Here is a 21879-nt window from a genome sequence, read left to right as displayed (position 1 = left end):
ATTGAAAGCGCCGTATACCGAACGGTACGTACGGTGCTGTGAGAGGACGGCGGTTAGCCACCGCCTCCTACTCGATTATGTCCTTTAGAACTTAAAAAGAAGGTAACAGATGATGAAAAAAACCATATCACAGTGTATGATCGTGAAAAATGAAGAAAAAAATATCCGCCGTGCCCTTTCCTGGGGGAAGGATATCATGTGTGAACAGATCGTAGTAGATACAGGAAGCAGTGACCGTACTGTGGAGATTGCCAGGGAAATGGGGGCAAAGATATTTTCCTTTCCATGGATCAATGATTTTGCTGCTGCCAAAAATTTTGCCATTGACCAGGCAAAGGGAGACTGGATCGCCTTTCTTGACGCGGATGAAAGCTTTACACCGGAGGATGCAGCGAAGATTCCGGAGATATTGGAATATGTGGGAGACGATGTAGACGGCCTTCTTACAGGGATCGTAGATCTGGATGAAAATAACAATATCACAAGCGGCGGCACCATGATCCGATTCTTTGTAAACCGGCCGGACCTGCGCTATGTAGGAAAAATACATGAACACCTGGTCAGAAAAGGAAGATCCGGACTGCATCTGACAGATGCTACAAAGCAGCTGGCTTTCCTCCATACCGGATACCAGGAACAGGAGAAGAGGGATAAGTCCAAATTTGAAAGGAATCTGAACATCATCCTGGAGATCCTGAAGCAGGAGCCTGAAAACTGTGATTATCTTGGATATCTGGGAGATACCTATTCTTCAGACGGAAAAAATGAAGAAGCAAGGGATGCATACAAAAAGGCGGTGGCAGCCATGCCGGAAAAACTGGGGGTATATGATCAGCGAAGTTCTTATACCTATACAAACCTGTTAAGGGTCTCCCAGTGCCTGAACGAACCGGAAGCCGAGGTGGAAGCTATTTACAAAGAAGCAGTGGAAAAGCTTCCGAAAGAGCCTGATTTTGACTGTGTTATGGGGGAATGGTACTGGAGAAAGGGGCAATATGAAAAAGCGGTACAGATGTATGAACTGGCTATAGCAAAGCTGGAAACCTATGGAACAGTGAACAGGGGGATCATTACCACCTCCATGCTGATCCAGATGTATGAGTGTCTGGGAGAAGGCTGCAGAAGGCTGGGAGATTACCAGAAAGCGGTCCGCTATTGTGTGATCGTACTGAATACTGACCACAAAGATATGAATGCGCTGCTGACTCTGATCAACTGTTTTGCAGAGAGCAATGTCAGCGCAGAAGAGGTAGTCCAGTTTTTAGGGAAGATTTATGATTATTCTGATATAAAAGACAAGGTGATCCTTCTGCGGGTGGCTATGGCAATGGGCAGAAAGGATCTGGAGCGGATGTTCAGGGGAATCCTCCTTCCTCAGGAGAGGGAAGAGTTTGATGCAGCCATGGAAACGGCCCAGAGCGGGGCACCGCTGTCATAGACTTTTTTCAACTCTCCCATGAGAAGAGGAAGCTCCCATTCACAGGTGCTGTTAGCAAAGCTGTTAGGATCTGCGATAGAAACATTTCCGTCAGGAAGGAGCTTTGTGATCAGGACAAAGTGACCGTTTTGCGTCAGGCTTCCCTTACCCATAAGGGCGACCAGGATATGACCGGAAGAAAGAAGGGAAGCTGCATTCTGGGGAGAATGGTCTGTTACAGATTCCACCTGAAAGCCATATGCAGTAAGGACAGATGGGATCAGACTGTGATAGGAGCCGCTCTGGGGGGCATAATAGCCATTGGCAGAAGACCAGTCTGCGATCGTTACCGGGGTAATGGCTTCTCCGCCATTTGTGAAGCTGGAGATGAGCATGGCTGCAGCAGTAGGACCACATCCATACTGCTGCATGGGATCTGAACCGCCGTAGAGATAACTGCTCCAGCGGGTATCTCCCTGATTATAGTAGTACATCGGTCCCATACTGGTATCCAGGATGGCAGCATCATAAGAATTGCCATCTGATCCCGTCTGAGCCTCCATATGCAGGTTTTCTGCTTTTCCAAGGATCATAGGAGATGTATTTGCAGTCACAGAAGATGTATCTGCAGTCACAGAAGATGTATCTGGGATCCCCTGTGTCCTGGAAGTATCCTCTGAAAGCTCTGTTTGTTTTTGGATTTTTGGTTCTGGCTGGGTCTGCTTTTTAAGAAAGTCTTCCAGTTCATGAAATTTCTGGCCACTGGCAGTCTGTACAAAGGAAATAGCGGATCGTGCGTCTTTTATGACCTGGGAAGAAAAGCCTGGGCAAAAATAAAAGCTCAGGCTGGCAGTGATCACCGAAACTGTACCGGTAATGGAAAGCTGGATCATCGTTTTCGCAAGTTGGAACTGTTTCAAGGTTTTATTTATATGTTTTTTTTGATTCTTTAAAGTTCTATCTTTCATTTTTTATCCATTTATTTCTCATCCGTTAACGAAGGGATACACGGGCCAGGACAGTCTGACCAATGGTATTTAAAGGACACTGCTGGCATACGGCGCCGATCTTATGTGCCTCCATAGGCATGCCGTATACAACACAGCTGTTTTTGTCCTGACCAATCGTATAGGCGCCGTTTTTGCGCATGCGCAAAAGACCGGCAGCTCCATCTGCTCCCATTCCTGTGAGAAGAACGCCGATGGCGTGTTCCCGCACATGTAATGCAACTGAGTCAAAAAGCACATCCACGGAAGGTCTGTGTCCGTTTACCTTTTCTCCTTCCTGTACACTGACTGCATAGGAGTTTCCAAGAGGTACCACACGCATCTGCAGACCTCCGGGAGCTAAAAGCATGAGACCTTTGCGGATCCGGTCCCCGTTTTTCGCCTCCCGTACTTCCATTTTGCAGATCCTGTTTAAGCGCTCTGCATACATGGCTGTAAAACCTGCAGGCATATGCTGGGTGATCACAACTCCGGGAGTATCTGCAGGAAAATTCTTTACTACCTCGAGAATGGCTTCTGTACCTCCGGTAGATGCCCCGATAGCGATCACGGTTTCAGGGGAAGCACCCAGAGGAATCTTTGGTTTCTGCAGGAAAGTATTTCTGGCAGGAGGTAAAGAAGAAACCTTGCGGATACCACCTGCCTGAGGGTCTGCAGGAACGGATGGGAGATGTACATGGGAAGCAGCAGCCACCAGAAGCTTGGAACGGAGCATAGAAAGAAAGATCTCTTTAGACAGTCCATTGGCTTCATCCGGTTTCCGCACAAAATCCACAGCTCCGGCTTCCAAGGCATCAAAAACCCTCAGGTTCAGGGAAGATACCAGGATCACCGGGATAGGGTGGACCGGAAGAAGCTGCTTTAAAAAATCAATGCCGGACATTCCCGGCATTTCAATATCCAGGGTAAGCATATCCGGCTGCAGCAGCGGGATCTTTTCCTGGGCGTCAAGGGCATTTACTGCATATCCTACAACCTGGAAGCGGTCATCCTCAGAGAGAGAACGGATCAGCCAGGTGCGGAACAAGGGTGAATCATCCACTACCATTAATTTTAATTTATGATCCATGATCATAACGCCTCCTTAATAAGATAAGTGTAACAACGTATGAGATAACCTACGGGATCAGATCTTTCGGTAAATAGCCGGTTCAATATAGGAAAACGGGCAGCTTTCCTTATCCAGGCTTTCAGAATGTCCGATAAATAAGTAGCCTCCCGGAGCGGTAGCATCATAAAAGCGCCTTACCAGTGCCGCCTTCGTAGGACGATCAAAATAGATCATCACGTTTCTGCAGAAGATCAGGTCAAACTTTTTGCGGAAATGGATGGGATCCATCAGGTTAAAGGAACGAAAGATCACATTTTTCCTTAAAGCATCTGAAACAGTATAGGTTTTATCTCCCATGGGAACAAAATAGCGTTCCTGCCAGGAAGGCGGAAGCTCTTTTAAGCTTTCAAGGGAATATCTTGGATCCATGGCAGAATCCAGAACACGCTGGGAAATGTCCGTAGCAAGGATACGGGTATCCCAGCTTCCGGGAAGGGCAGAAAAATATTCTTTCAGATACATAGAAATGTTATAAGGTTCTTCACCGGAGGAGCAGCCGGCACTCCAGATCGCAATAGAACGGTCCCGGGAATGCTTGTTTGCAAGCTCAGGAAGAATCTGCTTCTGGAGAAAGTCAAAATGTTCTTTTTCCCGCATAAAATAGGTATAGTTGGTAGTCAGCTTGTTTAACATAACAGAAACCATCTCAGGATCTTTACCTGAGATGATCTCATCTATGTATTCTGTAAAACTATGAAACCCTTTCTGCTGCAGCATATTAGTAAGACGGCTGGTGATCAGCTGTTTTTTGTGGCTCAGATTGATACCATAGTGCTGTTGGATATAAGTGTAAAGACGGTTAAAATCCCCGTCACTTAATGTAAGCATTGTATGACCTCCTTGGGAATCGGATGTACTCTCGGAGTCTTTCCTGCACCTGCCTTTGCGGCTGACAAAAAATCTTCTCGCAAAATCAAGTACAAAAAGATTCCGGGAGTACATTAAGAGCTGACCAGGGACTTGCAGTCAAAAGACATAAGCACAGTCCCATTTTCAAGTGTGATCATACCATCTAACAGCTTCTGTCTGCGTTTGATAGGGATCGGACGTACATCCTGAAGATCAATATCGATCACCTGCTGCACAGAATCCACAACGATGCATACAGGAAGATCGTCTACATTTAAAACGATAAAGCAGGTCTTACTGTTATATTCCAAAGCAGGCTTGCCCATATAGAGCCGTATATCTACTACCGGAAGGATCTGACCACGCAGATTGATGATTCCCTTAATATAATCAGGTACCAGTGGAAGATGAGTGATCGCACAGTCATTGATGATCTCCGTTACGTTATTGATACTTAAAAACAGAGTCATGTCTCCCGACTCAAAGGTAAGACAGCGTTCAACGGACTGGTTTTCAGCCGGTACGTCTGTCCGGATATTTGTTTCTGTTACTTCAGCCATTTTAAAACCTCCTGTTTACGCGTTCTCTACAGCTATGGAATATAAGCTGAGGATATCCAGAATGATGCTGATATTGCCATCACCCATAATGGTACAGCCGGTGATGCCGTGGTCTTTCAGGTTAAATTCACTGAGAAAAGCAGGAAGCGGCTTTACTACCACCTGCTGCTCGCCGATCAGATCATCTACAAACAGGCAGTAAGAACGGTCATTTGCTTCCACCCATAAAAGGATACCGTCTTCCATCTGGGTAACCTCAGTTGGAAGGTGATAGAAGGAATGGAGGCGGACGATAGGATAAAAATGGTCAACACGTTCTACCATTTCATTGCCATATTCATCTTTGATCACCTGATCCGCTTTCACCTTAAAGGACTGACGGATATTGGCGATAGGTATAGTAAAAATAGAATCACCTACCGTTACCTTCATGCCGTCAACAATAGCCAGAGTCAGCGGGATCTTCATGGAAATCGTAGTTCCTTCACCGTAGGTACTGGATACAGAAACGATACCGCCTAAGGATTCTACATTTTTCTTTACAACATCCATTCCAACACCACGACCGGAATATTCAGTTACCTCTGTATTGGTGGAAAATCCGGGAAGCATGATCAGCCCCAGGATCTCCTTCTGGCTGTATTCAGAATCAGGCTTGGTCAGCATGTTCTTTGACCGGGCTTTTTCAAGAATCTTCTGGGGATCCATGCCATATCCGTCATCTTTAACGGAGATAACAACCTCACTGCTGGTATGGGAAGCGGAAAGTACGATCTCGCCCTGGGGATCCTTACCGGCAGCAATACGTTCCTGGGCTGTTTCTTCAATCCCATGATCCATGCTGTTACGCACGATATGCATGATAGGATCCTGTATATTGTCTACGATCGTCTTATCTACCTCTGTATCTTCACCTACAATGGTCAGACGGACGTCTTTTCCCAGGCTCTGCTTCATATCACGCACAATACGGTTCATTTTCTGGAACACGCCGGAAATCGGGACCATGCGTAAAGACATGGCAATATCCTGCAGATCATTGGTGAGTTTACGCAGCTGGCGTGCTGATTTCATAAAATTATCCCTGTTGTCCCTTGGCAGCAGGTTTAATTCAGGGGAAGATGTGACCATGGATTCAGTGATCACGATCTCACCAACAATATCCATCAGGCTGTCCAGCTTCATCAGGTTGACGCTGATCAGATTCTGCTTGACCGGGGCATGGGAAAGCATAGGAGCTGCTTTCCCGGCAGCTGTATCTGTGGATGCAGGTGCTGGTGCCGTGGGTTTGGAAACAGATGCCTTTTTTTCCTCAGCTTTTGCAGGAGGAGCGGCTTTTGGGACATTTACAAGCTCATAAGATCGGATGTGGTTCTGGGTTTTTAAAATCCCTTCAGCCTTAGAAGCGTCTTCACTGGAGTCAAAAGCAAGGAAAAAACCATTTTCTGCGATCGTCTGGGAAGTATCCTGATCTGTTTCCATATCACTGGGGTAAAAACGGAAGTTTACATCACATTCCTTTACTGCATTTACGATCATATAAGCCCGCAGATTCTCCATTCCCACGCCTTCTTCCAGAAAAACATGGAAAAAGCAGGCTGCATCCTTATCATCAGGGAGAGAAGCAGGAGCTGCAGGTGCAGAAGCTGCTGCACCAGAAGCTGCAGGTGCAGCCTGTGAAGCTTCCGGCTGTGCAGGTGCAGCGCCGCTGATCTTCTTCAAAAAAGAATTGATCTCATTGGAGAACGCATCAATATCAGTAGAAAGAGGTACTCCCTGTTCTACTTTCTCGATTTCGCTTCTTAAATAATCCTCTGAACGGAACATCAGGTTGAAAAGCTCTTTCTTATGTTCAGGATCCAGAGTTTCGATTCCTTTATCACGGATATAAAAAAATACATCTTCAATATGATGGGCGATCGTGGAGATCGAATTAAATTCCATCATTGCAGAAGAGCCTTTGATCGTATGCATGATACGGAAGATCTCATTTACGTCATCGGTGGAAAAATCACCGTTTTTCTCATCAGCAACCAGCATTTCGTCTAACTGGTCTAAAAGATTGTTTTCTTCATAAAGGTATGTATCCAGAATACTGCTGTCCATACCACTGCTCATATTGTACACCGCCTTTTTTCATAATAATCAGAATAGTATTTCTTTTAACTTTATCGGCGGTGGTTGAAAATGGATAAGGGGATTTCAAAAAAGAAACAGTAAGTTGATAAAACAGTTATAAAAAAAAAGAAAACGCCGATAAAATTATCAGAGATAGGATATCTGATCATTTTTGGAGGAAACCGTAAAAATGGCGATCAAAAGAAAAGAAAAAAGAAGGCTTTTGCAGACAGCGGCCCTCTTAATGCGGGCAAATGAAAAAGTGTTCATGGGATTCGGCCAGAATACAGAAGAAGTGATGATCGATGCTCTTTCACAATCTCAGGAAACAGCACTTTTGTTGGGAACAGAGCTGGAAAATGTGGGAAAAGCAGATCTGGTCCCCCTTCTGGAAGTATATTGTGAAGATCTTTATGAGATGAGTCAGAATCTTCACAGCAAAAAACAGATTGCAAGGCTGTATAAAAAAATAAAGAAAGAATTGAAACTTTTATATGAACGTATGGAGAATGATATGGAAACAGACCGTCTCTGTTTTGTCTTTCTTCCATATAAAGTGTCTATGTGGGATTCTATGGAAACCGTCTGGAAAGCGGCAGATAAAGATCCGGATTGCGATGCTTATGTTGTACCGATCCCCTATTTTGATAAAGACCAGGATGGGAATCTGACAGTAGAACACTACGAGGGAGATCAGTATCCACCAGATGTTCCTGTCACAGATTACCGCACATTCCGCCTGGAAGATAAAAAACCGGATGCGGTGTTTATCCACAATCCCTATGACCAGAACAATAGATTGACCAGTGTCCACCCTGATTTTTATAGCAGCAGATTGAAGAAATATGCAGACCAGCTGGTATATCTGCCTTATTATACTACAGCAAGTACTGGAAACGTAGAATCTGCGAAACGCCAGGCGGGAAGCACCGGGTTTGTCATTGAGCCGGGAACTATTAATGCAGACTGCTTTGTTACAGCAACAGAGCAGGAAAGAGAACTGTTTATCAATATTTTGTGTTCCGGACTCAAAGGAGTTCCAACAGAGCAATGGGAAGAGAAGGTACAGAACTTTGGATCGCCAAAGATTGAACGTGCCCGAAGTACGAAAAGACAGGACAGTTCTCTTCCAGAAAAATGGAGGGAATGTCTTTACAGACCTGACGGAGCCAGGAAAAAGACTGTATTTTATAGTCTGTCTGTAGAGGCACTTCTGACCCAGCCAGATATGATGCAGAAGATAGAAGAGGTACTTCAATATTTTAGAAACAGAAAAGATCTCGCTTTATGGCTTCGTCCTCATCCACTGTATGAACAGACACTGGAGGTGATGCGGCCCCAGTTTTTACGGAAATATAGAGAACTTCTGGCTTCTTATGAAGAAGAAGGCTGGGGAATCCTGGACAGCGGATACGATCTTGATCTTGCCATTGCTTCCTGTGACTGCTATTACGGGGATTACAGCTCTGTAGCCCAGTTATTCTGGGAAACAGGAAAACCGGTTTTATATCAGGATTCCCTGGTAAGAGAAAAGGAATGTAAGATACCATGCTGGCCGGGAGCTTTTTGGGAAGATGAAAAAGAAGTGTGGTTTGTTCACGGAAAAGTAAACCTGCTGTTTCATTATGATAAACAAATGGACAGACTTTCCTGCATAGGAAAGATTCCGGGAGAATTGGCATTTAAGGGAGATCTGTTCCGTTCTGTTGTACGGGTAGAAGACAGACTGTATCTTGTCCCATATTTTGCCAGAAACCTGGCCATTTACCATATAGATAAGGATCAGTTTGAGTCCGTACAGATCCGTGATGCAGAGCATTTTATAGAACAGCCGTTATTCCTGAAAGGCTTTCAGAGAGGTAATGTACTATATTGTATGCCTGCATGGTACAACAGCATCCTTTGCATAGATCTTACTTCCGGACATGTAACCTATACAATGGTGGATAAGAATAAAGTACGTGGTATTCCGGGGGTATTTGGCGGGGCTGTTTCTATAGGCAGAAACATTTTATGTCCGCAGACTTATAAAAAACGATGGCTGATCCTGAACACGGATACAGGAAAAGTATCCTGGTGCAGTTTTGCAGATCCGGAAAGGGAAATCACTTCGGTTACAGTTTGTGGTGATACTCTGGTATTTTTCGATGCCAGAACAGGATGCATCCTGAAAGAAACCAGAGAAGAGGGAAAAATAGAAGAGCTTTTATATATTGACAGCAACGAAATACAGCTATATGCAGTATCCGAAAATGAAGTGATCGCAGATGATCTGGGATCAGGAACCTATTTAAAGTTTTGCCTGGATGGAACAGTGGTTTGGAGAAAGGAACGGAAAGAAGAAAAGACCGTATTAGGCAGCAGATTTAGGAAAGTTACAGAAGGAGAAAAAAACTGTGATATCCGTTTTACAGAGCAGGAATATCAGGAATGGAATTCTCCGTCAGCAGCAATTTATAAGGATATCCTTCCCACAGATCTGTATTATGTAGAGGAGGAAAATGAAGTCCTCACGCTGGACAAGTGGCTTTCTCTCTGTGACCGGATCCAGATGCCAGTACCAGATGATAGACACAGCGGTGAAATGATCAAGGACTATGTAAAAAGCAAGCTTGCAAATGGATGAAAAGAGAAAAATGAAAAACCAAACATCCCTTATGATTTTTCGGTACTTGCCGAATAATAAATATAGGGATTAGATTCCACAATATTCCACGAAAGAAATAACAAAGAGAGGGAAGGAACATGAAGAACCGTAATATGAAGCAAAAAATCACGATTGCTTTTGGAGCAGTGGTCATCTGTTTTTTTGTAACAGTTGGTGTACTTTTTTATGGAATGGTTAATATCAGTACAAGATATACCCAGTTCTATAAAAATAACCACGAAGCGATCGTACATGTAGACAAGGTAAAAATCTATACGCTGGCAACAATCCAGAATATGGTGGAGGCTATGATTAATGATGACCCCACCGCCACAAAAACATATCTTTCAAACGTTGATTCGTATAGAACCGGCCTTGCGGAGAACGCAGACTGGTTCATGGAGCATTATAATGGAGATATGACAGTGGTAAACCAGTTTCATACACAGCTTCAGGCAACTTCTGAGGTCACAAACAAGGTCATAGAGTATCTGTCCACTGGTTCTGACCGTGCGAAAGAGCAGGCAAGGCTCACGTTTATCAATGAGTTTGACCCGGAAGTGTCCAAGCTGGAAGGAATTCTGGATGAGTTTACCGATCAGGTGACAGACCATGTTGGTAATGATTACAATTCTTCCATGCAGACCAGAAACGTCCTGTTTATTGTAGGGATCATAATTGTTATCGTTGCACTGATCCTTACCGTTATTATGGCAACGATCCTGATACGTTCCGTAGTGGAGCCGGTAAAACAGCTGCAGGAAGCTATGAAAAAGATGAGACAAGGTAATATGGATATTGAGATCGGATACAAGTCTGAAGATGAACTTGGAAGGCTTTCAGACGATCTGCGGTCTGTAGCAGCGTTCCTGAAAGCGGTAGTGGCAGATGAGACAAATATCCTTACAGAGATGAGCCGCGGAAACTTTAATGTGTATTCTTCTATGTCAAAGGATTATGTAGGAAGCTATGTTGCGATTTATAACTCTATGGTTCTTCTGAGAGATAATTTAAGCACGACGCTTTCGAGTGTTACCCAGTCAGCTGATCAGGTGGCAGCAGGTTCCGATCAGGTATCCTCCGGAGCACAGGCATTATCCCAGGGTGCTACCGAGCAGGCTTCTTCCGTGGAAGAACTGGCAGCTACCATTAATGAGATTTCCAATAATGTTGAAAAGAATGCCGAGAATGCAAAGTCAGCCAGCGACATGGCTGATAATGTAAGAGAACAGGCAGGAGAAAGCAGACAGCGTATGCAGGAGATGCTTTCTGCCATGACGGACATCAGCAACAGCTCCAGTGAGATTGGAAAGATCATCAAGACGATTGAGGATATTGCATTCCAGACTAATATTCTTGCTTTGAACGCAGCCGTAGAAGCAGCCCGTGCAGGAGCAGCAGGAAAAGGATTTGCAGTAGTAGCAGACGAGGTTCGTAATCTTGCAGGAAAATCAGCAGAAGCTTCAAAGAATACTTCTGCTCTCATTGAAGGTTCTCTTCACGCAGTTGACCGTGGTACAAAGATTGCAAATGACACGGCCAAGGCATTGCAGCAGCTGACCGAAGGCGTTCAGGGAGTAGCACAGACCATTGAGGAGATCTCTTCTGCCAGCGAGTCACAGGCAGTTTCAGTAAAACAGGTAAATGAAGGCATCAGCCAGATCTCCAGCGTTGTACAGAGCAATTCTGCAACTGCAGAAGAAAGCGCTGCAGCCAGTGAGGAACTTTCCAGCCAGGCACAGATCTTAAAGGATTTGGTAGATAAATTCACATTGAAGGATGGTTCTGCGGATCCTGTATCACATACAGCACAGCCAGGCAAGACAACAGGAGAAACAGGAGAAAAAGAACCGTCATCCACTATCTCTTATGAGGATAATGACAAATACTAAGGCTGTGGTTAAAAAAGAATAGATAGTGTGTATGAGCGAGCCCACAGCAGATTTTATTTTCTGTTGTGGGCTTGATTAAAGTTGGAAAGGAAACTGAAAAATGGCAGAGCCAAGAAAATTATCACCGGAAGAATTCAGGACGATGCAGCTGTTAGAGCTGGATATGCTGGAGGAATTGGATGGGTATGTAAACAGGTTGGGAAAATGTCAAAAAAAGTAGCAACACCAGCCCAAATAGAGTAACAATTTTATTATGTCCATTATTTCAATATCATAAAAACTATAATCACGGAAAAGCACATTTTGGAATGCCTAAAAGTTGGTTTTTAGAGCGTGCAGAATATGATTTTGAAGGGCATAAATTTTATGGAACAAAGGATCACTTTGCGATTACCTGATGGCAACATATGGAATCAACGAGAACCATCATATAATAGCGGCAAATGAAGGAAATTGTACAGCTTTAGCAGCTGGTTACTATCTGTCCACAGGTAAGATACCTGTAGTATACATGCAGAGTTCAGGAGAAGGAAATATTATTAATCCTGTTGCATCGTTGTTAAATGATAAGGTCTATGCTATACCCATGATATTTATCATAGGTTGGAGAGGTGAACCGGGAATACATGATGAACCTCAACATATTTATCAGGGAGAGATTACTTTAAAACTTCTCGAAGATATGGGGATAGAAGCTTTTGTAGTCAGTAAATATGATCCATGTAATCATTAACAATGAAGCGCATGAAACAGTTGGAGGCATGCCAATAGCGGCTTCTGTTAATTTTACAAAAGTTGCGAAAGCCTGTGGTTATCCACATGCAGTTTGTGTTGATACATTTGATGATTTGGAAAGAGAACTTAAGAAAGCAAGAAAACGAAAAAAGTTGAGTTTAATAGAGGTGAAGTGTGCTATTGGATCAAGACAAAATCTGGGTAGACCAACAACAACAGCTATTGAAAATAAGGAAAAGTTCATGGAGTATCTGAAAACATTAAATGAATATCAATTAATAACCACCTCTTTGAAAAGAGATTAATTTGTGAAGCGGATATTTTATTTTTTTGAGCGGGGATAACATGGCAGAGGAGAGAACATGATGGATGCTGTTAAGAAACTTACACCACAAGAATTTAGAACAATGCAGTTGTTAGAATTAGATTTACTAATTGAGTTCGATCGTGTTTGTAGAAAGCATGGTATTAAATATTGCATTACTAGCGGAACATTATTAGGTGCTGTTAGGCACAAAGGTTATATTCCATGGGATGACGATTCAGATATTGCAATGCTTCGGGAAGAGTATGAGAAATTCAGGGCAGTTGCGGATGAAATGGATGCTTCTGTTTGCTACTTTCAAGATCACTATAATGATCCAGAATATCTTTGGCAATATGGAAAATTGCGTAGGACCGGAACTTCATTTGTCCGAGCAGGGCAGGAACACATGAAAGGAAAAACCGGCGTCTTTGTAGATATTTTTGTTCTTGATGATTGCCCCAAAAGTGTGCTCGGAATGGAACTACAAGATTTATGGTGCTTCTTTTTAAGGAAAATATTGTATTCTCGTGTAGGAAAAGTTAATGAGACAGGCATGAAAAAAGCAATTTATAGCTTTCTCTCGGTGATTCCGGTCAAGTGGGTATATGGAAGAGTTGAAAAGATGGCGAGCAGAAGCAATAATAGTACACCAAACAGAGTGAGAACCTTGTTGTTTCCGGCATTTGGGAAATTCTATATGAAAAATGCACATCCAGCAAAAATACGATATGGAATGCCAAAGAGTTGGTTTTTGGATAGAGCGGAGTATGATTTTGAGGGACATAAATTTTACGGAACAAAGGACTATGATGCTTTTTTGAAATATCTCTATAATGATTATATGACATTGCCACCAAAGGAAAAGAGACCCCCCCATGCTCCTGTATCTAGTTTTAACTTTAATGTTCAAAGTAAAAGCGTTGATAGGGAGAAGGTAAAATGAAAAATGCGATTATACTAGCAGCAGGAAAATCTGATCGTTTTGCTCCGTTTACATATGAAAAACCCAAATGCAATTTTGGAATTTGATAGCATCGACGATCTACGAACGTTTGATTCGGAGTTTCTTTTGAATGTTGATTCGGAAATAATTACAAATATCTGCGAGACTTTAAAATGCAATCCTTATTCTTACAGGCGTATCCACGTCGCCTCTAGCATATAGAGCATCTAAGCTCACAATGTTACTTTTACGCATGATGTTTGAAACCGGCACAAATAACAAGGCATAAGCTGTCGATGAGAAAGGAAAGGTTTGTAGTTAGTTTGCGCCCGATTCAATATCTGGAAGAACTTTTAGAAGCTTAAAAAATAGTAAAAAAAGAATTGACAGGGGATAATCATTCATGCGTTTTGAGGATATTTAAAACATTACAGGCTTCGTATGTGGAAGTGATACGATCTTTTGCATTGATGAGTTTGAAGGCTTCGATGATGGATATTTCGCAAATTATGATTGTATGAAAAAGAATAGCGTTGCGTATGCCGCAAGTTTTGGAGATTCACATTTTGAGCAGGACGATTATCAAAAGTTGAACGAAAAGCTGAAAAATTTTAATGCGATTGGCTTAAGAGAAAATCAAATGATACCATATGTCGCTTCTCATGTAGATGTTCCAGTTCAAAGGGTAATTGATCCAACATTATTGCTGACAAGTAATGAGTACGACAAAATAGCGGACGAACGGCTGGAAAATGAGAAGTATCTGTTACTTTATGCGCGTAGATATAATCCTCATATGGAGGCTTATGCAGAGAAGCTTGCAGCAGAAAATGGCTGGAAGATCGTTGAAATTAGTTTGCGCGCAAAAAATGCTGAAAAAACTAATCGCCGAATGTTCTATGAGGCAGGGGTTGAAGAGTTTTTGTCCCTTACGAAATATGCAGAATGTGTTGTGACAAATTCGCTCCATGGAACGATATTTGCTGTTCAATACAGTAAGCCGTTATGCGTATTCTCTAGAGAACAGTGTGATACTAAAATAAAAGAGCTTCTTGCTTTTAATGGTGGTGTGAGATATGGCGGGATACTTGATAGACAAAGATAAGGGAAAGTGTTACGGCTGTGAAGCTTGTGTTCAGATTTGCCCTAAAAGTGCATTGAAGATGGAAGAGGACGATGAAGGATTTCGTTATCCGATTCTTAATAAAGACTTGTGTGTAAAATGTAGTTTGTGCCACCAAGTCTGTCTTTATGAGAATATGCCAGTGCGATATGGCAAGGACAAGTATGTTTTGCTTTAATCGAAAGTATTGACTACAGGTATAAGGGCCACTCTTTTCTCGGACATCACAAATGGGATTTCGAGATAATGAGGACCACAGTTATGATGAATGATAATAAGAAAAAAGTAATTGAAAAAGACCGTTGGTTTAACCCATTTTGGTATATTTGGTTGAAGCATCTTATGAGCCGACCTTCATGCTATGAATGCCTCTTTACGACAACGGAACGGACAGCCGATATATCTCTCGGCGACCTATGGGGAGTACATATTTATTGTCCGGAATTATATGGTAAAGATGGTGGCTCTTCTCTGGCAATTGCAAATACTGAAAAGGAAAATCTGTATTGAAAAAAGCTGAAGGTTCGATGTATGGGCATGAGTTGAGATTTGAAGATGCTTTAAGGTATCAAGGTCCAATGCGTAAACATATTGAAATGAACCCTAAGCGAGAACAATTTATGCAGGATCTGAAAAGTGAAATGGATATTGAAGATATTAACAGAAAATGGGCAGATAAGCCATCGCTAAAACTATTATGGCAGAAATACGTTTGGGGTAATCGTCAGAAAGTTTTTGTGTGGTCTATAAGGAATAGAAAGTAACATATAAAGGAGATCAGTACAATGTATTATCTAAACCAAAAGATAGAAAATCTGGTTAGAATTTTTGACCAGAATGAACGGAAGAGCTATCTTCGACTGGACTTAAACGAAAACCCTGGTGGGTTGCCGGAAGAGTTCGTAAATGGAGTGTTAGGCGATGTGACACCACAATTGATTGCACAATATCCTGAAACTCTACATTTTACAGAAGTGCTTGCACAATATTTGGGCACAGATATTCAGCACTTATGCTTAGTGAACGGTTCAGCAGAGGGCATTCGCTACATTATTCAGGCATTTACATCCGAAAACGGAAGAATTGTTGGCGTGGTTCCTTCATATTTTATGTTTCAGGTTTATTCAGAGATGTATGGTAGAAACTTTGTCAAGGTTCCCTATAATAAGGATCTCACGATGAGCATTGAAAATATTATTACACAGTTGACAGATGATACACAGCTTTTGATTTTGCTGAATCCGAATAATCCGATGGGAAATGTCTATACAGACGAAGAATTCAAAACTATTATGCAGGTATGTAAGGAAAAACAGATTACAGTTCTCATTGATGAAGCGTATCATTATTTCTACCCGAAAACATTTATTCAGTATGCGTTGAATGAACGTCATGTCTTTGTGACTAGAACTTTTTCCAAGTTATTTTCGATGGCTGGCTGTCGACTAGGCTATGTTGTTGGGCACCCCGATGATATTAAGTATGTACAAAAGTTCTGCACGCCGCATAATACCAATGCTTTTGCAATGCTATTTGCAGAGAGAATATTGACAACACCGGGTATGGTCGAAAGCCTTGTGAGAAAATTTCAAGAGGGAAGAAGTTATTTAATTAGTGAACTTGATGATCGTGGATATCATCATAAAGGTGAAGCGGGAAATTTCTTGTTTATTGAACCTAAAACAAAAGCACAGACGATTGTTGAACGAATGAAAAATGAGAAGAAAATCCTTATTAAGGCATATGAAAATGTTGGAGAATTTGGGGACTGTTTGCGTGTTTCTATAGGAGAGAAGAAATATATGCAGCAGTTTATGGTCGCCCTTCTGGAACTTGATAAGTGATTCTGTAAAGAGAAAGAGATTCGAATGGTTAGAGTAATTACATATGGAACCTATGATTTACTTCATTACGGACACATTAGGTTGCTGGAGCGCGCAAAAGCATTGGGTGATTATCTGATCGTGGGTGTCACGACAGATGATTTTGATAAAACCCGTGGAAAAATCAATGTACAGCAGTCCTTGATGGAGCGTATTGAGGCTGTACGTGCCACAGGACTTGCGGATAAGATCATCGTGGAAGAATACGAGGGTCAGAAAATTGATGATATTCGTAGGTACGATGTGGATATTTTCACGGTGGGTTCTGATTGGGCTGGAAAATTTGATTATCTGAATGAATATTGTAAGGTGGTGTATCTTCCGAGAACGGAGGGAATCTCTAGTTCTGAAGTACGGAGTAAACAATGTAAACTTCGTATGGGAATTGTTGGAAAAGCTGCTTTCAGAACAAAGTTTGTAGCAGAGTCTAAATATGTAAACGGCGTTGATGTAATTGGTGTATGTGCATTTCAGAAGAGTGAAGAATCTGAGTTTGATGGGATGTTCTATACCGAAAACTATGATGAACTTCTTGAAAAAGTGGATGCCGTGTATATTGTTTCCAAACCAGAGAAACATTATATTGATACAAAAAAAGCTCTTTTGGCGGGAAAGCATGTTTTGTGTGAATCACCAATTGCTTTAAAAGAAGCGGATTGTGAAGAACTATATTCGATTGCTGAAGAACATGGGCTGGTTCTTATGGATGCTATTAAGACGGCATACTCAACGGCATACGAACGGTTAGTCCTTCTAGCTAAGACTGGAAAAATTGGTAAGGTTGTATCGGTTGATGCTGTTTGTACTAGTCTGCGAGATGGTATTTCAATTGCTGGAACAGATTTAACCCAGAAATGGAATAGTATGTGCGGCTGGGCTCCTGCAGCATTGTTGCCCGTTTTTCAAATACTTGGAACGGAGTACAGGAAAAAAGTAATAACTACGAAATTTTTGGATGAAGCTGCCAATATGGATGCCTTTACAAAAATTGATTTTACCTATGGTGATGCAGTAGCTTCAATCAAAGTAGCAAAAGCTGCAAAATCTGAGGGTGAGTTGATTGTTACGGGAACGAAAGGCTATATCTATGTTCCAGCACCTTGGTGGAAAACAGATTATTTTGAGGTTCGTTATGAAAACGCCGAAGACAATCAAAGATTCTTTTATCAACTTGATGGTGAAGGCATTCGATATGAAATTGTAGCATTTGCAAAATCTGTTGAAGTTAAAAAGCCAATGAACTATGTTGAAAAAGGAGTTTCAAAATCAATAGCTAAAATCATAGAAAGCTTTAATGATCGTACTGATATGATAGTAATGTCCGGCGGTACATTGCGGTAAGCGCAAACCGCACGGTATTTTCTCCAGATTCGCCTACCCGATTGTGCCGTGCCGGGATTTACCGCGCTTTTCTCCCGGCTTGGCGGCACGTTGTCGCAGCCTTGTTTGAGAGGCAACATTGCTGCTTTTGAAACAAGGGCATGACCCTGCACAAACCTGACTGGCAGGCTTGGTTGAGAGAGACAGTATGGAAACACTGCCGAATTTAATTTGCGGAAAGTTTACAGTCGGCGGGAAGGATAATTTGCTGCCTGACAATGAGAAGGAGGAAAATAATATAAAAGGCAATGAATAATAGATGATGAAATACTTGAATTCCATAGACGTAGTTACAGTTCAGCCATGAAGCTAATTCATAGTAAGCGCCTTTTAATTCGACGACTTGTTTTCCAGAGAAATTCCCTTCGTAATGATAGCTAGGAAATGCAAATCTTAATTGCTCTTCTTTGGTTTTCGAATACTCTCCGGCAGCTTTTCTGACCATGGAACCAGATCATCTGCCAGTTTTTCCGCACCGACTTCACTGCATTTTTCCCTATTTTCCTTTTGTTTATAATAGCTTAACATAATTTTTTCTTATACAAGCTGCCTTCGGGTCTTCCATCGGACCGTAAATAGCCTCGTACTGCGGCAAGCACCAGGAAGCAAGTTTCTTAGCCTGCTTATAGAAGAATACCATCCAGTCACGGCTGCTTTCATTGATGCTCTCCTTATAAAGAGCCCAGCCTACATAATACCAGTTATGGATTGCAGAATAAGCCATCCAGTGCAGATGTTCCTTCTCAGTTGCAGGACGTCCGAAGTACGCTTCCAGAATGTCCTTAATCTTTGGTTCATCTACCTCATAATCAAGTCCGGCAATTACACGACCAAAGTCATAGCCAGGGTCATTATATCCTGCAAACTCGTAGTCGATGATGTCGAGAGTATCTTCAGTCATGAGCACATTGTCGATGTTGATATCGTTGTGGCACATGGTGTGTTTGACCCCGTCCATATCCGCATACTTCTGCAGCTTACGGAGCATGATCCATTCCTTCTCAAAGATTTTGAACAGGTCACCCTTCATCTTGGATGCTTCCTTGAAGAGACGCTCACACTGCCAGATCGGATCATAGTTGTACTCTTCCCAATCAGGAAGGTCATATCCTTCATCATGGAATGCACGAATCTTTCTGGCAACCCTTTTCATGATTTCAACGTCTTCATAGTACTTGCCGTGCAGGTCGATGCAGTTCTCACGGAACTTGGAAATCTTGGCACCCTGCTCGTCGATGTAGATGTATGTATCATCAACATGGGCTTTGGCTGCAAGTCTATTTGCTACACATTCATTCTTTCTGTAGATGAAGAAATGTGTGCTGTCTCCCGGATAGCGGAAGATATAACGTTCTCCACGGACAGCAAATGTGAAGAGAATGTTGGAAAGTCCCTTCTGCAGAACATTGATGTCGCTGATTTCATCTTCGGTACAGTTAAGAACGGAGCAAATCTTCTCGTTGATCCAGCCGGAAACATTACCGAGGAACAGACCGTCGATGTTCTGGATTTCCTGAATGGAATCAAACTCAAACAGGAAGTCGGCAGAATATTCACGGACATACATGTCAAGGTCATCAATATGGCGGTTGATGAATTCTTCCCAGAACAGGGCGGATACGCGGAAGTCATCAATTTCCTCATCCATGAAATTAACCAGTCTTCTGCTCAGCTCAGCGTCCAGATAAGCATGTCCATAGATGCACTCGCCACTCTTGGCGCAGCTATAAATATCGAGGATTCTGCCGGACTGGTTCTTCTTCACTACCAGCTCGTTGTGGGCATCTTCCTTATATACAGTGGCATGGAAAGAATTATATTCATACTGAGAGAACGGGTTCTCTTCAAAGTAATTGTCGCAGTTCAGAATATATGTAGAACCAAGGAAGTCCTTAGCAATGTAAAGGGAGTAGATGTTGTTCTTCTTTAGGTCAGGGTTGATTTCGATGTTCACGCCCCACTTGTCCACCAGGAAGAAATAAAGCTCCTGCTTGTAACCGATAACCACGGTGATGTCGTTGATTCCCGCTTCCTTCAACTGACGAATCTGACGCTCAATCAGTGTCTCACCATTCTTCATGAACAGGCCCTTAGGCATGTTGTATACAGATTTGGCAGAAATGTCGGAACCACCGGCTGCAAGAATGACAGCGTTGTTGACCTTCAGTGGCTCCAGTTCCTCCATAGCGGATTCGGTTACTTTTCCATCCTTCAGGTAGCCCTTCTTTTCCAGGCTGGCGGCAAGTTCAGCCACCTCATCCTCGGATTTGAACACATAATAATGCTTATTGGAGTATACGTAGTTGGCGATATTCTCTGGTGTTTCTTCTGCTCTAAGCAGGGTTCTTATAACTTCAAACTCTTTGTAGGTAATCATTTCTTCTTTTCCTCTCTGAATCTCTTCAACAACAAGCTGCCTTCAAACACATCTATATCTTGTTTACTTGTTATCTTGCACTGTGGTGATGTGCACTGAGAAAACCACAGTCTTTTTCCAAGAGCCATATAAAGGGATGTAGTATGCGGCTCAAGGTCATTGAGGATGTCTCTCCTCACTGCTTCCTCATAAGCATCACACAACTCTCCGAACTTGAAGGTCCACGGATTTGCAAATCCTTTCAAGGTCTCACGGATTATATTCTGGGTTGTAGAATACTCGTCATCTTTGATGCATGTGCACAAGTCTATATCAGCTGATGCGATGGCATTTCCATGTTTCTTACATACACGAATGGAATCGTCGATGTCTTCCTGAGGTGTCATTGGTGCTACACCAAAGGAGATTACCACAATATCGTCCTTGGATATTTTGCCCTTCAGATTAAAGATTCCATTCATTGTGGATTCCTGGAAGGTTGTCCCTCCGGTACAAGTCCACTTCTTTTTATCTATCCTGTACTTGTGGCAGATATCCTCGACCTCATCGACCCAGTCCTTGTGACAGACCACTTCGATAGCATCGATGTTATCGTCATTCTGGAATATCTCAAGTGTATATGCAAGAATAGGTTTTCCCTGGACTTTGATGAATTGTTTGGGAACTCCTGCCCCCACTCTCGTTCCGGTTCCACCGGCTAGTATTACTCCTATGTTCATTTCATTCTCCTCGGTTTTATCTTCTTTTCCTACTTCTGCCTTTTACCTGCATTACCTGCTCATTTCTCTACACCGGCTTATAAGGATTCACACAGAGGCTTGGATTATAGTAGATGACATCATCTCCAACCAGGACGCTCTTTCCGTCCTTGACTTCGATAATGTTCACAGCACAATTGTCAGGAACCTTGCCATGCTAGAAGTCTTCCTTGTTTTCAGTTTCATAGACCTGCTGTAGCATTGCTCTTAAAGCAAATCCATGAGTCGTGAGAAGAATTGTCTCATAACAGTACCTCTTTATCAGTTCTTGATAGAACTCTCCGGTTCGGGCACATACCTGCTGAATTGACTCCCCGCTTGCACTGTTTTGAAAAGCGAATGGATTGTCATAGAAGTCATTGAAATGCTCTGATGGTATTTCAAAGTTCTCCTTGGTAAGTCCCAATCCTTCCTATTCTCCAAAGAACATCTCCTTCAGCCGGTCATCCGTCTGGATTGGAGGTATGTCCTTCTTATTCTTTCTTAGAATAATCTCTGCCGTTTCATAGGCCCTGGACAATGGACTTGATATAGCCACATCGAACTTGATATCGGAAAGTGCCCGGGCTGTGATTATGGCAAGTTCTCTGCCCTTTTCATTCAATAGTTCGTCCATCCATCCTTGCAGAGCACCTCGGAGGTTACCGTTGGTTTCTCCATGACGGACTATGTAAATCTTCAATCGCCAACACTGAATATTCCGTTGCGGCGAAGCCGTCTGTCCGGAAAAATGGAAACCACCTGTCCGGATAGGCGGAAACCGCTTTAGGTT

At 42.6% G+C, this 21879-nt stretch carries 20 protein-coding genes and 1 pseudogene; 12 read left to right on the top strand and 9 right to left on the bottom strand.

Annotated elements, in window-relative coordinates:
- The first annotated feature begins 109 nt into the window (after positions 1 to 109).
- Positions 110 to 1438 (top strand): glycosyltransferase family 2 protein, encoded by a 1329-nt coding sequence (locus tag GPK83_RS07495; protein ID WP_215704435.1) that lies wholly within the window; start codon positions 110 to 112, stop codon positions 1436 to 1438.
- On the opposite strand, the gene GPK83_RS07490 is transcribed toward GPK83_RS07495, so the two are convergent.
- The 5 genes from GPK83_RS07490 to GPK83_RS07470 all read right to left on the bottom strand — a co-directional run bounded on the left by GPK83_RS07490 (position 1375) and on the right by GPK83_RS07470 (position 7062).
- A complete protein-coding gene (locus GPK83_RS07490; protein WP_252196267.1) occupies positions 1375 to 2010 on the bottom strand; it encodes a C39 family peptidase in 636 nt (211 codons plus the stop codon). The two genes, GPK83_RS07495 and GPK83_RS07490, sit on opposite strands and share 64 nt — an antisense overlap.
- Positions 2011 to 2410: 400 nt before the next feature.
- Entirely contained in the window at positions 2411 to 3499 is a 1089-nt protein-coding gene (locus GPK83_RS07485; protein WP_345941785.1) for a chemotaxis response regulator protein-glutamate methylesterase, read from the bottom strand.
- A gap of 51 nt (positions 3500 to 3550) precedes the next feature.
- Entirely contained in the window at positions 3551 to 4363 is an 813-nt protein-coding gene (locus GPK83_RS07480; RefSeq protein ID WP_215704432.1) for a protein-glutamate O-methyltransferase CheR, read from the bottom strand.
- A 113-nt stretch (positions 4364 to 4476) separates the two neighbouring features.
- Complete coding sequence (locus tag GPK83_RS07475) at positions 4477 to 4944, bottom strand: chemotaxis protein CheW (protein ID WP_117505533.1); 468 nt, start codon at positions 4942 to 4944, stop codon at positions 4477 to 4479.
- A 15-nt stretch (positions 4945 to 4959) separates the two neighbouring features.
- On the bottom strand, positions 4960 to 7062 hold the full coding sequence (locus GPK83_RS07470; protein WP_215704431.1) for a chemotaxis protein CheA: 2103 nt from the start codon (positions 7060 to 7062) through the stop codon (positions 4960 to 4962).
- Between the two features lie 190 nt (positions 7063 to 7252).
- Here GPK83_RS07470 and GPK83_RS07465 point away from each other — a divergent pair, with 190 nt between their 5' ends.
- The 11 genes from GPK83_RS07465 to GPK83_RS07420 all read left to right on the top strand — a co-directional run bounded on the left by GPK83_RS07465 (position 7253) and on the right by GPK83_RS07420 (position 17933).
- Positions 7253 to 9688 carry a hypothetical protein gene (locus tag GPK83_RS07465; RefSeq protein WP_215704430.1) on the top strand — a complete coding sequence of 812 codons (2436 nt, stop codon included), beginning with the start codon at positions 7253 to 7255 and terminating at the stop codon, positions 9686 to 9688.
- Positions 9689 to 9807: 119 nt separating this feature from the next.
- Complete coding sequence (locus GPK83_RS07460; RefSeq protein ID WP_215704429.1) at positions 9808 to 11601, top strand: methyl-accepting chemotaxis protein; 1794 nt, start codon at positions 9808 to 9810, stop codon at positions 11599 to 11601.
- A 397-nt stretch (positions 11602 to 11998) separates the two neighbouring features.
- Positions 11999 to 12334, top strand: coding sequence for a thiamine pyrophosphate-binding protein (locus tag GPK83_RS17335; protein WP_345941784.1), 336 nt, complete (start codon positions 11999 to 12001; stop codon positions 12332 to 12334).
- Positions 12315 to 12641 carry a thiamine pyrophosphate-dependent enzyme gene (locus GPK83_RS17330; RefSeq protein ID WP_345941783.1) on the top strand — a complete coding sequence of 109 codons (327 nt, stop codon included), beginning with the start codon at positions 12315 to 12317 and terminating at the stop codon, positions 12639 to 12641. The genes GPK83_RS17335 and GPK83_RS17330 overlap by 20 nt, the downstream gene beginning before the upstream one ends.
- A 60-nt stretch (positions 12642 to 12701) precedes the next feature.
- The gene (locus GPK83_RS07450; RefSeq protein WP_117483962.1) at positions 12702 to 13586 is read left to right on the top strand and encodes a LicD family protein; all 885 of its coding nucleotides are present in this window, start codon (positions 12702 to 12704) and stop codon (positions 13584 to 13586) included.
- Positions 13587 to 14013: 427 nt separating this feature from the next.
- Positions 14014 to 14691, top strand: coding sequence for a polysaccharide pyruvyl transferase family protein (locus tag GPK83_RS07445; protein ID WP_345941786.1), 678 nt, complete (start codon positions 14014 to 14016; stop codon positions 14689 to 14691).
- Positions 14663 to 14887 (top strand): 4Fe-4S dicluster domain-containing protein, encoded by a 225-nt coding sequence (locus tag GPK83_RS17325; RefSeq protein ID WP_215704428.1) that lies wholly within the window; start codon positions 14663 to 14665, stop codon positions 14885 to 14887. Before GPK83_RS07445 ends, GPK83_RS17325 begins: the two co-directional genes overlap by 29 nt.
- Positions 14857 to 15219: a Coenzyme F420 hydrogenase/dehydrogenase, beta subunit C-terminal domain gene (locus GPK83_RS07435; RefSeq protein ID WP_215704436.1), complete on the top strand. Its 363-nt coding sequence runs from the start codon at positions 14857 to 14859 to the stop codon at positions 15217 to 15219. Before GPK83_RS17325 ends, GPK83_RS07435 begins: the two co-directional genes overlap by 31 nt.
- A complete protein-coding gene (locus tag GPK83_RS07430) occupies positions 15216 to 15473 on the top strand; it encodes a hypothetical protein (protein ID WP_215704427.1) in 258 nt (85 codons plus the stop codon). The genes GPK83_RS07435 and GPK83_RS07430 overlap by 4 nt, the downstream gene beginning before the upstream one ends.
- 21 nt (positions 15474 to 15494) lie before the next feature.
- Positions 15495 to 16553, top strand: coding sequence for a histidinol-phosphate transaminase (locus GPK83_RS07425; protein ID WP_117483961.1), 1059 nt, complete (start codon positions 15495 to 15497; stop codon positions 16551 to 16553).
- 24 nt (positions 16554 to 16577) lie between these two features.
- Entirely contained in the window at positions 16578 to 17933 is a 1356-nt protein-coding gene (locus GPK83_RS07420) for a Gfo/Idh/MocA family oxidoreductase (RefSeq protein WP_117483960.1), read from the top strand.
- Positions 17934 to 18138: 205 nt separating this feature from the next.
- On the opposite strand, the gene GPK83_RS07415 is transcribed toward GPK83_RS07420, so the two are convergent.
- From GPK83_RS07415 to GPK83_RS16850, 4 genes and pseudogenes are all read right to left on the bottom strand, one after another.
- Positions 18139 to 18417 carry a hypothetical protein gene (locus GPK83_RS07415; protein WP_215704426.1) on the bottom strand — a complete coding sequence of 93 codons (279 nt, stop codon included), beginning with the start codon at positions 18415 to 18417 and terminating at the stop codon, positions 18139 to 18141.
- 66 nt (positions 18418 to 18483) lie between these two features.
- Positions 18484 to 20349: a phosphotransferase gene (locus tag GPK83_RS07410; RefSeq protein ID WP_215704425.1), complete on the bottom strand. Its 1866-nt coding sequence runs from the start codon at positions 20347 to 20349 to the stop codon at positions 18484 to 18486.
- A complete protein-coding gene (locus GPK83_RS07405; protein ID WP_117483958.1) occupies positions 20346 to 21068 on the bottom strand; it encodes a 2-C-methyl-D-erythritol 4-phosphate cytidylyltransferase in 723 nt (240 codons plus the stop codon). The genes GPK83_RS07410 and GPK83_RS07405 overlap by 4 nt, the downstream gene beginning before the upstream one ends.
- A 196-nt stretch (positions 21069 to 21264) precedes the next feature.
- Positions 21265 to 21789: pseudogene (locus GPK83_RS16850) on the bottom strand (histidine phosphatase family protein).
- Positions 21790 to 21879 lie beyond the last annotated feature (90 nt).

Origin of the sequence: Clostridium sp. MCC328 (assembly GCF_018785465.1) — a bacterium.
GTDB classification, from domain to species: Bacteria; Bacillota; Clostridia; order Lachnospirales; family Lachnospiraceae; genus Pilosibacter; species Pilosibacter fragilis.
This window is presented reverse-complemented; position numbering and strand designations above follow the sequence as displayed.